This window comes from Campylobacter sp. RKI_CA19_01121 (genome assembly GCF_025771295.1).
Classification (GTDB): Bacteria; Campylobacterota; Campylobacteria; order Campylobacterales; family Campylobacteraceae; genus Campylobacter_D.
The window spans coordinates 25,138-40,283 of sequence record NZ_JAKMQA010000006.1 but is presented as its reverse complement, the minus strand read 5'-3'; the positions used below and the strand labels follow the sequence as shown (position 1 = coordinate 40,283).

General features: G+C 28.2%; 15 protein-coding genes. 4 read left to right on the top strand and 11 right to left on the bottom strand.

Features of this window, described 5'->3' with window-relative positions:
* Positions 1-27: 27 nt before the first annotated feature.
* The 11 genes from hypF to L8T90_RS04035 form a co-directional block, all read right to left on the bottom strand.
* On the bottom strand, positions 28-2,226 hold the full coding sequence (gene hypF, locus L8T90_RS04080; RefSeq protein ID WP_263736806.1) for a carbamoyltransferase HypF: 2,199 nt from the start codon (positions 2,224-2,226) through the stop codon (positions 28-30).
* Complete coding sequence (locus tag L8T90_RS04075; protein ID WP_263736805.1) at positions 2,207-3,721, bottom strand: hypothetical protein; 1,515 nt, start codon at positions 3,719-3,721, stop codon at positions 2,207-2,209. The genes hypF and L8T90_RS04075 overlap by 20 nt, the downstream gene beginning before the upstream one ends.
* 101 nt (positions 3,722-3,822) lie before the next feature.
* Positions 3,823-4,644, bottom strand: coding sequence for a dipeptidase PepE (pepE, locus tag L8T90_RS04070; protein WP_263736804.1), 822 nt, complete (start codon positions 4,642-4,644; stop codon positions 3,823-3,825).
* 73 nt (positions 4,645-4,717) lie between these two features.
* Positions 4,718-5,383, bottom strand: coding sequence for a M48 family metallopeptidase (locus tag L8T90_RS04065; protein WP_263736803.1), 666 nt, complete (start codon positions 5,381-5,383; stop codon positions 4,718-4,720).
* Positions 5,359-6,675, bottom strand: coding sequence for an MATE family efflux transporter (locus L8T90_RS04060; protein ID WP_263736802.1), 1,317 nt, complete (start codon positions 6,673-6,675; stop codon positions 5,359-5,361). The genes L8T90_RS04065 and L8T90_RS04060 overlap by 25 nt, the downstream gene beginning before the upstream one ends.
* Positions 6,676-6,754: 79 nt before the next feature.
* Positions 6,755-7,402 carry a DUF2920 family protein gene (locus L8T90_RS07885; RefSeq protein ID WP_318529936.1) on the bottom strand — a complete coding sequence of 216 codons (648 nt, stop codon included), beginning with the start codon at positions 7,400-7,402 and terminating at the stop codon, positions 6,755-6,757.
* Positions 7,403-7,407: 5 nt separating this feature from the next.
* Positions 7,408-7,950: a DUF2920 family protein gene (locus L8T90_RS07880; protein WP_318529933.1), complete on the bottom strand. Its 543-nt coding sequence runs from the start codon at positions 7,948-7,950 to the stop codon at positions 7,408-7,410.
* Between the two features lie 59 nt (positions 7,951-8,009).
* The gene (gene pstB / locus L8T90_RS04050; RefSeq protein WP_263736801.1) at positions 8,010-8,750 is read right to left on the bottom strand and encodes a phosphate ABC transporter ATP-binding protein PstB; all 741 of its coding nucleotides are present in this window, start codon (positions 8,748-8,750) and stop codon (positions 8,010-8,012) included.
* Positions 8,747-9,835 carry a phosphate ABC transporter permease PstA gene (gene pstA, locus L8T90_RS04045; RefSeq protein WP_263736800.1) on the bottom strand — a complete coding sequence of 363 codons (1,089 nt, stop codon included), beginning with the start codon at positions 9,833-9,835 and terminating at the stop codon, positions 8,747-8,749. Before pstA ends, pstB begins: the two co-directional genes overlap by 4 nt.
* A complete protein-coding gene (gene pstC, locus L8T90_RS04040) occupies positions 9,832-10,746 on the bottom strand; it encodes a phosphate ABC transporter permease subunit PstC (RefSeq protein WP_263706195.1) in 915 nt (304 codons plus the stop codon). Before pstC ends, pstA begins: the two co-directional genes overlap by 4 nt.
* A gap of 14 nt (positions 10,747-10,760) precedes the next feature.
* Positions 10,761-11,744, bottom strand: a complete 984-nt coding sequence (locus tag L8T90_RS04035; protein ID WP_263736799.1) for a substrate-binding domain-containing protein — start codon at positions 11,742-11,744, stop codon at positions 10,761-10,763.
* Positions 11,745-11,829: 85 nt separating this feature from the next.
* On the opposite strand from L8T90_RS04035, the gene L8T90_RS04030 reads away from it, so the two are divergent.
* From L8T90_RS04030 to L8T90_RS04015, 4 genes are all read left to right on the top strand, one after another.
* Positions 11,830-12,489: a response regulator transcription factor gene (locus L8T90_RS04030; RefSeq protein ID WP_263736798.1), complete on the top strand. Its 660-nt coding sequence runs from the start codon at positions 11,830-11,832 to the stop codon at positions 12,487-12,489.
* Between the two features lie 56 nt (positions 12,490-12,545).
* Positions 12,546-13,772: a sensor histidine kinase gene (locus L8T90_RS04025; RefSeq protein ID WP_263736797.1), complete on the top strand. Its 1,227-nt coding sequence runs from the start codon at positions 12,546-12,548 to the stop codon at positions 13,770-13,772.
* Positions 13,773-13,849: 77 nt separating this feature from the next.
* A complete protein-coding gene (gene ftnA, locus L8T90_RS04020) occupies positions 13,850-14,344 on the top strand; it encodes a non-heme ferritin (RefSeq protein ID WP_012661514.1) in 495 nt (164 codons plus the stop codon).
* Between the two features lie 105 nt (positions 14,345-14,449).
* Entirely contained in the window at positions 14,450-15,085 is a 636-nt protein-coding gene (locus L8T90_RS04015; protein ID WP_263736796.1) for a helix-turn-helix transcriptional regulator, read from the top strand.
* The last annotated feature ends 61 nt before the right edge of the window (positions 15,086-15,146 follow it).

The window sequence follows — 15,146 nt, the reverse complement described above, 5'->3', positions numbered from 1 at the left end:
AAAAGTATTAAAAAAATATGAGTTTTATTAAGTTTTTAAAGATAAATAATGCACAAGTTGCCCAAGTGCAATAGAGCTATCATTACAAGGAAATTGTAAAGAAGTTTTATAAGTGAATTTTTTTCGATCTAAAATTTCAAGTAAGGTTTTATTTTGAAATACCCCACCACACAAAAGCACTTCTTCTTTAAAATCTTTTGAATATTCTATAATTAAATTTGCAATGCCATTAAGCAAACCTGTGCTAATTTTAACCTTATCTTTATCTTCTAAAGCTTGTAAAAAAGCATTTTTAAAGCAAATTTCTTTTTCTTTGATGTCAAATTTGTAACTATAATCAAGATTTTTATCATAGTATTTTTCCATCAAAAGTCCAATTTGTGCTTCATAATCAAGCTTTTGTATATCAAAAGCAAAAGCGCCAAAAGCATCGATGATCCTACCAAGAGAACTCGTATATAAAGAGCTTTGAGTGTGAATTTTTTTAAGATTGTTTAATTTTACTTGAGAAAATTTAGCTAAAAACTCGCTAGCTTTATTTTCTAAATTAAAATCAAAAATCAAAGCTAAAGCTAAATTTGCGATATTTTTAATATCTGCATTAATTAGTTTGAAATTTTTAAAATGATTTAGCCTTTCATAGCTTTTTAAATTCGCTCTAAAAATCTCCCCACCCCAAATTTTTCCATCATCTCCATAACCTGTTCCATCAAAAACAAAGGCTAAAACATTATTTTTGTAAATTTTGTGTTCAAATAAACAAGCACACAAATGTGCATAGTGATGTTGCACGCGAAAATTTTTATAATCTTTAAATTCTTTTACATAGTTAAATTGTGGGTGTTTATCGCTTAAAATATGATCAAAATTTAGTTTATAAGAGTTTTGAAAGAAAGTTAAAATTTTAAAAAATCTCTCTTGTATGTCTAAACTTTTCATATCGCCTATATAAGGAGAAATAAAAATTTGATTTTTAAAAAAACATGCAAATTCGTTTTTTAACTCACTTCCTAGAGCTAGAATATTTTCTTTTGCATTAAAAATATCTGCTGTATTGATATAAAGTGGGTTAAGACCCTTTGAAGTCCTTAAAAACATTACTTCTTTACCAATAACTTGAGCAATGCTATCATCGCTTGAATTGTGTATTGCTCTATCATAATCAAGATAAAAATCAAATACATCACTAAGTTGCTCTAAAAGTTTTGTTTCTTCATAAATAATGCTTTGTGAGCTTAAATTAGCACTTGTTGCAATGATAGGTTTTTTAAAATGTTCAAAAAGCATTAAATGTGTTCCCATATAAGCTAACATAATACCTATTTTATTGGTATCTGGTGCTAAGCTTTTATGGATATTTTTGCTATTTAAAATAACTATGGGTTTTAAATTTGAAGTTAAAAGTTTTGCTTCAGCTTCATTAATAAAAGCTAATTCTTGAGCCATTTTAAGATCTTTTACCATGATAGCAAAAGGCTTTTTAGGGCGATTTTTGCGTATTCTAAGTTCATTTATAGCATTTTCATTTGTACTATCACAAATTAAATGAAACCCACCCATACCTTTAAAAGCTATGATTTTACCTTCTTCTAAAAGCTTTGCAAGCAAGATAAAAGCTTTTTCATCTTTGGCTAAAATATTTTGATTTTTATCTTTTAAAAAAATAGTAATTTTGCATTTTGGACATGAGAGTGGCTGAGCATGAAAGCGACGATTAACAGGATCTTCATACTCGCTTTGACAAAAAGAACACATTTTAAACTCATCCATAGTCGTATTAACTCTATCATATGGAAGTTTTTTTATAATAGAAAATCTTGGCCCGCAATTTGTGCAAGTGATGAAAGGGTATTTAAAACGCGGATTTTTCTCATCATAAAATTCATTATAACAATCCTCACAAAGAGCAAAATCGCTTAAAATCGGGCTAAATTTTTCACTATCTTGTGAAGTACTTATACTAAATTCATTATAAGTTTTTTGAAGTTTTTTATAAGAAAAATTAAAATCATCTATCCTAGCTAAAGGTGGTAAATTAGCAAAAAGTTTTTCTTTAAAAATTTCTAATTCATCATTACTACACTCAAGGATTATAACAACACCTAAGCTATTATTATAAACTTCACCTTTTAAATTAAGTTCTTTAGCTATATTAAAAACAAAAGGACGAAAGCCAACGCCTTGCACTAACCCTTTAATATGAATTTCATATCCAAAGTGGGACATCGCTTAACTTAAAAAATGGTATGTGTTTAAATACATTTTTACTAAGGCTTTTATGTTCAAACAAGCTCCCACTAAGCACGGCACAATCAACTTGTTCTTTAGCCTTTAAATCATCAAATAAATCTCTTAAAAAATACGCCAAACTCTCAACAACACCTAAGGCTATGATTTGATTTTCTACTCCAGCAAGCTTAAAACTCATCACGCTTCTTAAGGTCTTAGTATAATCAAATTCTTTTTGCTCATTAAGCTTAAAATCTATCCTAACACCTTTTGCCATTTTACTCTCATCTGCTAAAGCTAAAAGCGCTAATGCTGCTTTTTTCTCGTCTTCACCAAGCTCTAAAATCATCCCTACCATGCCAAAAAGATTAAAAAAATTATTAGCCATGTTTAGTTCTTTTCGCACTAGGATAAATTCTTTTTCATAATTAGCTAATAATCTCTTAGCAACATCATCTTGACTTATAGTTTCATAAAACTCATCAAAGCTTTTTGGCAAGCAAAGTTTTAAAAGATTGATTTCTTTATCGAGTAAAATAATATCATCATATTTTTTACTAAGTTCTAAAAGCAAAGGCTTTTTGTCTTTAAAATCAGACAATATACAAGAAATTCTTGCAAAATTTTTATCTTCTTTTTGAAAAATCAAATTTTTAAACTCAGGTAAAATATAATCATAACCCCTACAAACTACTAGCTCATTTTCGATTAAAGCCACTTCAAAATCATCTTCAAAATGTTCTAACTTTTTAAAATTTAAAAACTTAATTCCCTCTTTTTCAAGCTCAAAACATAAGGCAAACAAGAAAAGATTATCGTATATTTTTATTTTAAAATACTCATGATTTAATTGATGATTTTGCCTAAAAATAGCATTAAATTTAAGCTTTATTAGAGGCTTTTCAACCCCTGCTAAGATTTTAAACTGCTCGTTATTGCAGGAAAAAAATGCATTGATATGTTTTGGATCACTTGGCATTAAAAAATCATCTAATGCTTCATTAAAAATTTCAAAAGCATATACTCCTTTTGAGCTTTTAAAATATATTTTTTCTTTGTTTTTTAATTTTTCCAAGGCTTTTTTTAAATTATCGCAGAAATTTTCTTTAGTGATTTTTATAAAATCCTCTTCTATCTTAAACTCTTCTTCTACAAAAACATCCCATTCATTTTCTACAAGCTCGCCATTAGTATAAGCATTTGCATTGAGTCTTGTTAAAAAACTTCTTTTGGTGAAGGTTTTTTCTTTTTTTATAGGTGTAAAATCTTCTTCTATAACTTTTAAGTCAAATTTGTTTAAAAAAACACTATGGCTGATATTTTCTAAATTAGAACAAAAGGCTTGAATTTCATCTTTTTCGCCTTTAATCTTAATGATGATTTTTTCATCTTTTTGCTCATAATCATACACATAATCTTTAGCATAATAAGCTAACAAATATTCAAAAATATCGTTTTTAGATTTATAATCAAAAGTAATTTCTAAAAGCAAGTTAAAAACCTTAAAATTAAATTTTTTAAAGCATAAATATAACAATTTTAATTCTAAGGAAAGCTTAAACAAGCTATCTAAAATATAGATAGCTTGTTATTTTAGTAGTTAAATTCAGAACCGATAGCGATTTTTTGAATTTCTTTTTTGTTTTCAAGTTTTAAAAGTGGAGTATTTTTATCCATACCTAAAACTTTTGCTTTTTTGCCATCAAGTAATAATGCAACACCTTCAGGCAAAGCATAAACAACTACTTTAGGATTAACAATCAAAAACTCTTCTAATCTTTCCTCACGACTTTCACCATTGTGTCCTACTGGTTTGCCTGAGATAAAATGTGGGTTGATTTGATGAGGGAAGATATTAAAAGTATTGAATGATTTTGGTTCGACTATAGGCATATCATTAGTTGTCATCATAGTTACACCTGCTACGTTTGAGCCTGCTGACCAACCAACATAAGGCACACCCTCACTTACTCTTTTTGCGATGAGTTCAACTAGGTTATTATTGTAAAGTTGATTTACAAGTTCAAAAGTATTTCCGCCTCCTACAAAAATAGCATCAGCACTTTTAACAATATCAACAGCATTACCTCTATGTACACTAATTATTTGAAGTCCTAAACTTTCTAAAGCTTTAGCAACTTGTGCTTCATATTGTTCATAAGTTTTTCTAACACCTGCATAAGGTATAAATGCTACTTTTTTGCCTTTTAAGTTATTTTTTTCAACAAATTCTTTAAGCCAAGGTAAAGCATGGTTTAAATACCCAGTGTCTTTATAGCCTGAACTTGAGAGCAATAAAGCTTTTTGCTTATCTTTTGGAAAATTAACCACATCATTAGCATTTAAAGCCACACCGCTAAAAAGCATAGCAGCTAAACCAAGAGCACCTACTTTTAACAAATTTCTTCTTTTCATTGTTTTTCCTTTAAAAGATATTTAAAAACAATTTATTTTAATAAATGATTTTTTAAATTAAAATAAATTTTTGTTAAAAAATAAGACTTTTTAGAAAAACCTCTCTTGTCTTGTAATCAGGCATTAATTTATGTAAAAAATCATAAAATTCTTTTTGATGATGTGGGTAGATTAAATGTGTAAGTTCATGTAAAATCACATATTCTATAGCTTTTATAGGTTTTTGCATGAGTTTTAAATTTAAGTTTATATATGCTTTTTGATGATTGCAAGAACCCCATCTTGAAATCATTTCTTTAATACAAATTCTTTGCACCTTTCTCTTGTGGATAAATTGCCATTTTTTTATAAGATATTCAAAAATCACCCTAGCACTACGCCTTAAAAAAAGATCTAAGGCTTTTTGATTTTTTGCAAAGATTTTATCTTTTTTTATGAGAACTTTTTTATGATTTTCATTAAAAACTAGCTTGTATTTTTTACCTAAAAAATACAATTCATCACTTGCTAAAACTACTCTTTTTAAAGAAAGTTCTTTTTCTTTAGCTCTAATCCAGCTTTCATTTTTTTCTAAAAATCTTAAAACATCTCTTTGTTCATAATATAGCGGTATGCTAAGTTTGAAATTTAAATCCCTATCTATCCTAAGTCTTAGATATTTAAGTTTTTTCTTTTCAAAAGCAAAACGAAATTCTTTAAATTCTAAAATTCCTTTTATACTAGTGATTTGCCTTGCCATTTTTTACTTTTCCATCTATATGAATTTACAATACCGCGCAAAAACTCATCTGCACAAAAACCTATCCAAACTCCTAAAATTCCAAGTCCAGCATAAAAACAAAGCACGTAACCAACCGGTAAAGAAACCCCGAGCATAAACACCACTCCACTTAAAAACGGAAATCTCGCATCACCACTTGCTCTTAGCGAATTCACCATGACTATATTAAAAGTTCTTGAGATTTCTAAGAAAATTGAAAGAGTAAAAAGTGGTATCATAAGTTCTTTTAAACTTTCTTCAAGCTTTACCACACCCATGGTAAAATCTTGCAAAACATAATTAAGCAAAGCTACAAAAGCACTTGCTATCACGCTAAAATATAAAGCTATCCAAGTATGTTTATAGGCTACATTTAAGTATTTTGCGCCGACTAATTTACCTATGATAATTTCATTTGCCACGCTTATGGCTTGTCCTACTAGCATGATAAGTAAAGAAATTTGAAAATAAATTGTTTGAACACTTAAGTTTTCTTTACCTAAACTTGCTACAAAAGCAAAAGCTATGGTGTATTGTATAAACCATATCAAATGCTCTCCTGCTGCAAAACCACCGATATTAAAAATCTTTTTAAGTACTACTTTTTCAAGGTTTATCATCTCTTTGATTTTAAGATGAATTTTGAGCTTAAAACTAAGTATTGCTATAAGCATACTAAAGGCTACCAAACGCCCAAGTATATTACTAAGCCCTACTCCAAAAAGCTCTAACTTTGTAAAATGTAATACATAAAAATTTCCTATAAATATCACAACATTCATCAATAAGGTAGTAAACATAACCCAATAAGCCATATTATACACCCTAATAATAGCAGCCAAAACTATACCCATAGCGTCAAAAAACAGACAAATTCCAAGCATGTGCAAGTAAATCGCACTATCTTTTAAAAGCTCATTTGGAATTTGCAAAAGATAGAGTAAAAACTCTCCATGCCATAAAATCAAACTTCCACAGACAAAACCAAGCAAGGCATTTAAAAATAAACTTTGATGAATTGCTTTTCTTGCTAAAGTGTAATCTTTAGCTCCTAAAGCTTGAGCAATCACTACACTACAACCTACACTTAAAAAACTAAAAATAATGATAAATAAATCTGCTACTTGATTACCCGCACCCATGGCTCCAACTAAAAAGTTAGAATACTGCGAAACCATCACAGTGTTGATAATCAAAGAAAAATATCTTAAAAACATTTCAAGTAATATAGGCATACTAAGATGCTTGAGTGAAAGTTGTTTGCTTGCCATGAATACTCTTTTTGATAATAATCTTTTGAAAGTAAAAAGTAATTTTACTTAAAAATTACTTTTTACAAAATAAATAATATTAATTTGAATTTAATATACTTAAAACAATCTGCTCATTTTCCTCTTTAAAAGTATATATTAAATCATCACACTTATATGAGATTTCTTTTTTACAAGTTTTATCTTTTAAAGGTTCTTGTAGAATTTGTGGTAAGTGTTTTTTGACTAAAGTTTTTATTGACATTCCTAATCCGTGATTTAAATTTTTAATCAATCTACCATCTATTTGTTTTTCACAATTAATTTCATATAAACAAACATCAAATCCTAATTCACCTAAAAACCCATATAATTCTTTCTTATCTTTAAATGGAGCTATAGTATCATATATACTATGATAACTAATATAAGGAATTTTTCTATAACTTGATTGAAGTTTTAAATGTTCATAATTTAAAATATCTCTAATATTTTTTCTTGCATTAGAAAAATAACAAGGAGAGTATTGATTGGATGTCCAAAAACTTTTAGTAAATAAAAACAAATCAATATTTTCAGAATAATTTATATAATTTTCATAATTCTTAACATAATCAATTTCCTTGGCAAAACCCAAATATGCAAGAGGTGTAAGAGTATAAGAGGAATTATCTATTATGGCATCTACAACCCAAGGACTTATTTTAGCACATAAATTTGCTAAATATCCCCCATGAGAACTACCAATTAAAATTACTGGTACACCCCCCCCATATTTTTTTCCACATGTAATATAGCATTAGATATATCTATTGCTTGCATGATGCCAAAATTTTGATACTCATTTTTAGTTGGTTTTAAAGTGGCACTAAGTTGAATTTTACTTTGATTGTGAATTTTGTTTGTTGATTTTAATTCAATCATCTGCTGGTCTATATATTTTAAACCATCATAGGAAAAATCTTTCCATTTTACACCAAAAGCTTTGCATGAATGCTCTAGTATAAATTCATCTATATTATCAAATACTATTTTTGCACCGTTATTTAATCTTGAACCAATACAATGATATTCAACACTAAGCACAATTACATCAAAATTACTACAAATGGTTTCAGCTAAATGTCTTCTATAATCACTATTTGCATCATCTCCAAATCCAGAAATAATACAAACAATAGCTTTCATTTGCTTACTATCATCATAAGTGATTTTGTATTCTAATTTACTTTCTCTTTTTATACCAAGTTCTACATCATCACAAGTGTCTATGAAATAAGTTTCATTTTTAAGCATATTAAGCCTTTTAGAAATTTTGATTAATTATATCATCAAAATTTCTAAATAAATAAAAATTATCCAAAAGCTCCATTTAAATAAGCTTTTGTTTTTTCTTCTTTAGGATTTTCAAAAAATTCTTTACTCTCTCCAAATTCTACAAGCTCTCCTAAATGAAAAAACGCAGTATAATCAGCCACGCGCTTAGCTTGTTGCATGTTATGTGTTACCATGATCATGGAAAGATTATGACTTAATTCTTTAATAAGCTCTTCTATAACACTTGAAGATATAGGATCAAGTGCAGAAGTTGGTTCATCTAAAAGTAATAATTTTGGCTTTATAGCCAAAGCTCTTGCAATACAAAGGCGTTGCTGCTGACCACCTGAAAGTGCTAGAGCATTTTGTTTTAGTTTATCTTTAACCTCTTCAAAAAGCCCTACTTTTTTAAGACAATCTTCCACCAAAGCATCTTCTTCATCTTTGTTTTTGATCATCCCATGGAGTTTTGGTGCATAAGAAATATTATCATAAATGCTTTTTACAAAAACATTAGGTTGTTGAAATACCATTCCGACTTTTTTTCTAAGCACAACTAAATCTTGATTTTTAACATCTTTGCCATCAATCTCAACAAGTCCATCTACTTTTGCTATTTTGTCATTCATCCTATTAAAACAACGCAAAAATGTGGATTTTCCACAGCCTGAAGCACCTATTAAAGCTGTGATTTTATTTTTTTGAATTTCCATATTAATATCAAATAAAGCTTGTTTTTTACCATAAAATAAATTTAGATTTGTTGTTTTTGCTATCATTTTAATTTTCCTTGAAAATATCTTCTTAAAAGTATTACTGCTAAATTTAAAATCACCAAAAGAGATAAAAGTACTATAATCCCTGCTGCTGTTCTTTCTAAAAATGCACGCTCTGGCATAGCTGACCATGAAAAAATTTGAGCAGGTAAAACACTTGTTGGCGCAAAAACACTATTTGCCACATCAGGTATAAAAGCTATCATACCTATAATCATCAAAGGTGCGGTTTCGCCAATAGCTTGAGCTAAAGTTAAAATAGAACCTGTTAAAATCATAGGCATTGCCAAAGGTAGCATAATGCCTTTTATCATTTGAATTTTAGTCATGCCTAAAGCATATGCTGCATTTTTCATATTAATATCCACACTTTTTAAGGCAGCTTTAGTTGAAACAATAATAATAGGCAAGCTCATAATAGCCAAAGTTAATCCTCCAACTAAAGCACTAGAACGAGGCATCCCAAAAAGATTAATAAACACCCCAAGTCCTAAAAGTCCAAATAAAATACTAGGAATACTTGCAAGGTTATTAATACACACTTCTATAAAATGCGTAAATACATTTTGCGGAGCAAATTCTTCTAAATAAATAGCTGCTCCAACTCCTATTGGGATACTTACAACCATACAAACTATCATCACAAGTAAAGTTCCAACCACAGAAGCAAAGATTCCTGAATTTTCAGGTGATTTAGAATCTCCATTAAGGAAAAAATTTGTGTTAAAACTTAGTTTGATTTCTTGCTTTTGAACTAATTCATCAACTAAAGTTTTTTGTTCATCGCTTAGTTTATTGTAGTTTTTTTTCATATATTGATCAACTTCAGAATTTGCTAAAAGCCAAGATTTTTCTTTGATTTGACCCGTTCTTATTTTCCTTTGTTCAGCACGCGATAAAAGCTCATATGAAGGGCTATTTCTATCAGCCTGGGCATAAATGTAAGTTTGCTTAAAAGCTCCTATCCCAAGATACCCTACACTTGATAAAAAAATACAAAGAAAAATAAGGTTTATATAAAGCCCCATTTTACAGAATCTTTTGAAATTTTTTGAAGCTTTTTTTCTTTGTTTAAAAAGTTTTTTCATAAATTTTTCCTTTTATGGAAGCGATTTATCAAATAAACGCTAAAAATATTAATGATTAATGTGATAATAAAAAGCACAAGCCCTAAAGAAAATGCACTTAAAGCTAAAGAACTATCAAAAGCTTGATCACCACTTAATGCTTCTACTATTTTTACAGTCACTGTTGTCATATCTTCTAAAAAATTCATTGTTAAATTTGGACGCAATGAAGCAGCCATAACAACAATCATCGTTTCACCTAAAGCTCTTGAAAGTCCTAAAAGACAAGCTGCAACTATACCTGGCATTGCTTCTGGTAAAATTACTGCAAATACGACTTCTTTTTTAGTCATACCTAAAGCATAAGCTCCATTTATCCTTTTTGAACTTACAGCTTCAATGCAATCTTGTGAGAGTGAAGCTACTATAGGAACTATCATAATACCCATGATAAAACCTGCACCTAGGGCGCTTTGAAAACTAGCTTTGATACCAAAAAGAGAAAAAAACCACACTATAAAAGGAGCTACAACTATGGCTGCGAAAAATCCAAAAACTACAGTAGGAATTCCTGCTATGATTTCCAAAATAGGTTTTAAATAGTTTTTAGATTTTTTACCTGCAAATACTCCAAGATAAATAGCACACATTACACCTAAAGGTAAGGCTGTTAGCATTGCTATTAATGAAATATAAAAAGTTCCCCAAAATAAACTCAAAGCACCAAAAACCCCATGCTTACTACTTCCATCAGCACCTACAAATGCAGCATCTGCTGCCCACTGACTTGAGAATAAAAAAGTTAATACACTTTCTTTTTGAAAAAATTTTAATGCCTCGATTAAAATCGTTAGCATAATAGCAAAGCTTACTACTACACTAACAAAAGCACAAAGAAAAAGTGTTAATTTTATTATTTTTTCTTTTATCAATTTTTCATCCTAAATCAAAAAACTTTCCCTGCTTTAACAAGCTCATCAGTTAATAAACCTTTTTCTTCTATATGTTTTTGGGTTTGTTCTAAAGTTTTTTCATCCAAAGGAACTAATCCTATTTTTTCTAATTCTGCTCCGCTTTTAGCTAAATCACCACTCATGTAAATTTTTGCAAATTCAAATACTTCTGGATTTTTCTTAGCATTCATATATATAAACAAAGAACGAGCTAGTTTATATTTTCCTTCGGAAATATTCTTCTCATCAGCTTTTACACCATCAATGTAAGCAGCATTAATCTTATCATCATTGCTAGCTAAAAATCCGTATCCAAAAAGCCCAAAAGCTTCTTTATCAACAGAAAGTTTTGAAACAATTAAATTATCATTTTCACCGCTTGGTATAAATGCTCCATCTTGGCGTATAGTTTTATATGCACCTTTATATTCAGGAATTTTTTTAGAAATATCTACCATTACAAGCTCTTCTATACTATCTCTTGTTCCTGAACTTGATGGGGGACCATAGATTGTAATTTTTCTATTTGGTAGATTTTTATTGATTTGTTGCCAATTTGTATAAGGATTTGGGACTAATTTTCCATCTTGCGGAATTTCTTTAGCCAAAGCTAAAAATAACTCATGTAAGCTTATATTTAACGGAGCATTGATTTTATTTTGAGCTAAAACTATGCCATCATAACCTATCATAATCCCGACTATATCACTCACACCTGATTTTTTACAAGTTTCAAATTCACTTGGCTTAATTGCTCTTGAAGCATTAGAAATATCAGTAATTCCCTCGCAAAACACTTTAAAACCACCGCCTGTGCCAAGACTTTCAACTATAGGTGTTTTTGTATTTTTTATAACAGCATATTCTTCAGCAACAAAAGAAGTAAAAGGATAGACAGTAGATGAACCTGCTATTTTTAATTCTACTGCTTCTAAACTAACAAAGCAAGCCATACTTAAAGCTAAAAGTTTTTTCATTTTTTCTCCTTAGTTAAAAAGTAATGAAAATTTAAAAAAACTTGGAAACATTTTGGATACATGTATTTTTTGATATAATTTTTATATGTTAAATATTATTTTGATAGAAGATGATAAAGACTTAAACGAATTAATCACACTAAGACTTAGCCAAGAAAATATAAAAATTTATAGTTATTTTGATTTTTTTGACTTAGAATATTTTCTAGATACAAACGAAATAGACTTAATCATCATGGATAGAAATTTACCAAGTGGTGATAGTGTAGAGATGATAAAACAATTAAGAAAAAAAGGTTATATGGAGCCTGTGATTTTTCTTAGCGCAAAGACTTTACAAAAAGATATTTTAGAAGGTTTTGAGCAAGGCTGTGATGATTATATATGTAAACCCTTTGATTTTAATGAGCTTTTATTTAGAATTAAAGCTGTAACTAAAAGAAATAAAATTCCAAAAGAACAAATTTCTTATCAAGATTTTACCTTATATATAGAAGAGAGAAAATTAACCTATAAAACAAATACATTTGAAAATTTATCAACCCTAGATGTGGAATTACTCAAGTGTTTTTTTAATCACAAAAATCAACTTCTAAGCCGTCAATTTTTAAGTGAGCAAGTATGGAAAAATGACACAACAAGCGATAAGACAATCAATACAGCTATTTTAAGATTAAAACAAAAAATTCCACAAATTAAGGAAAATATCATTTCAGTGCGCTCGGTGGGTTATAAATTGTGCTAAAAATAAAAACATTTTTCCTTTTTACACTTGGATTTTTTTGTATTGCTTTTTTTATATTGTTTTATTTTTTCAATGAAAGCTATATCAATACTACGGTAAAAAATACTTATGAGCAAAAACTAAAAACACTCAATGATGTTTTACAATTTCAGTTATTAGATACACTAAATTCCAATAATATCAAGCAATTTGCTCAAAATACTAGAGCAGATTTTATCATTAAACAAAATGATGATATTTTTTCATCATTAAAAGATTATTCTTATTTTCTAAAACATTTTAAGTCTAATTTTACCCATGATTTTTATAAGCAAAAAGAAATTTATTTTAAAGCTTATGCTTATAAAAACTATCAATACATCATTATTGTATATCCTAAAATACATTCTTTGGTGCAAAATTTTTGGATTAAAAATATTATTATTTTTTCTTTCTTTTTACTTGTACTTGTTGTGTTTTATTTTATTGTGTTTTATTTTTTCAAAAATTATTTTCAAGAATTATTATTGTTTGTTAAAAGTATAAAATCAAATACTAATTTCATTTTAAAATATAATTTCGTTTATGAATTAAAAAATTTAAATTTACGCTTATTGAAAATTAAAAAATTACTCATCAAGCAAGAATTAAAAAACAAAAAACAAGCTAAGAAAATTCAAACCAAAAACACCCAATTAAGCAATGTAATCAGCGCTATATCACATGAGCTTAAAAACCCTATAAGCGTTATAGATTTGAGCTTGCAATCTTTAAAAGAAACTAATGATGGAAATATGAAATTATTTTTACTTGAAAAAATTCACAAACAAAGCGTAAAAATCAACCAACTAACACATAAACTCAATTTTGTTTTTAATCTTAATTTTGATTCTTTAAATTTAGAAAAATTCGATCTATATGCTTTAAGTAAAAATTTATTAGAAAGTTTTAGAGATGATAGGTTGAAATTTCAAGGCCAAACAAGCTTTATCAAAGCGGATAAATTTCTCATAGAACAAGTTATCATTAATCTAATAGATAATGCTCTAAAATACAGTAAAAAAGAGGTACTAATCATCATAAAAAATCAAAATTTTACTATCATAGACCAAGGTATAGGCATAGAAGAAAAACACCTTAAATTTATAACAAAAAAATTCTACAAAGCAAACTCAACACACAACAACTCTTTTGGACTAGGATTATTTTTAGTTAAAAAAATACTCACTTTACACAAAAGTTCTTTAAAAATTCAATCTAACCCGCAAAAAGGTAGTGTTTTTTCTTTTAGTATTAATTTATAATTTTATGAATACGCTTATTAATGTATTTTTAATGTAGTTCTAACTAATATAACAAAAATAATTCATAAGGAGAAAAAATGCTATCTAAAGAAGTAGTGGCTTTATTAAACGAGCAAATCAATAAAGAAATGTATGCAGCAAATTTGTATTTGAGTATGAGTTCATGGTGCTATGAGCATAGTTTTGATGGTGCTGGGGCGTTTTTATTTGAGCATGCAAGAGAAGAAAGTGATCATGCAAGAAAACTCATCACTTATTTAAATGAAACTGATTCTAAAGTAGAATTAAAAGAAGTTAAAAAACCTGATAGTGATTTTAAATCATTACTTGATGTATTTGAAAAAACTTTCGAGCATGAGCAAAGCATTACCGCTTCTATTAATAATCTTGTAGATTTTATGCTTTCAAGTAAAGATTATTCAACTTTTAATTTCTTGCAATGGTACGTAAGCGAACAGCACGAAGAAGAAGCGCTTTTTAGAGGTATAGTAGATAAAATCAAACTCATAAGCGATAATGGCAATGGCTTATATATGGTAGATCAATACATCAAAAGCTTAATTAATAAATAATATTTAGCTTCCGTAAATTTGGAAGCTAAATATCTTTTAATTTAAAAGAATTCTTGCAAAATAAAAGTAAATTTGCTAAAATACTTTTTATTTAAAAGGATTTTTATGCAAATGAATGAAATTACTGATAAACTTAAATTTATACTCCAAAAAGAAGGTATAAAAAACGCCAAAGATTCTGATGTGGCTAAAATGCTAAATATCAATCCTGATACCTTTTATAGTATGAAATTTAGAAATTCCATACCTTATAAGCAAATACTTCATTTTTTAAATGAAAGAAATATCAATATCAATGCATTTTTTTATGAAGATTCCCTTGAGAGCAATACTCCAGCACTTGATTTAAACTATAATGTCTTAAAATATTATGATGTTAATGCTTCTATGGGAGGTGGAGCTTTAAATGATAATGTGAGTTTTTCAGAAGTGATTATAGATGAAAAACTAAGTGATTTTTTTGACTCAAAAGATTGTGATATCATCCCTTGTATAGGCGATAGTATGGAGCCTGAAATCAAAGATGATTCTTTGTGTTTAGTAGATAAAAGTAAAAGCTTTAAAGAAGGCGGAGTTTTTGCAGTAAATACTCGAGATGGTTTATTTATCAAACAAATTTTTAAAAGTAATAAAGGCGGGGTTTATCTACACTCTTTTAATCTAAGTTATGCAGATGTACATTATCAAAATGGCGATTTTTTAATCGTGGGTAAGGTAGTGGGGACTATAAGTAGAATTTAGTATTTAGCAAATAACTTCTTTTTCTATATGATAATTTTTATTATTTAAATTAATAAAAAAT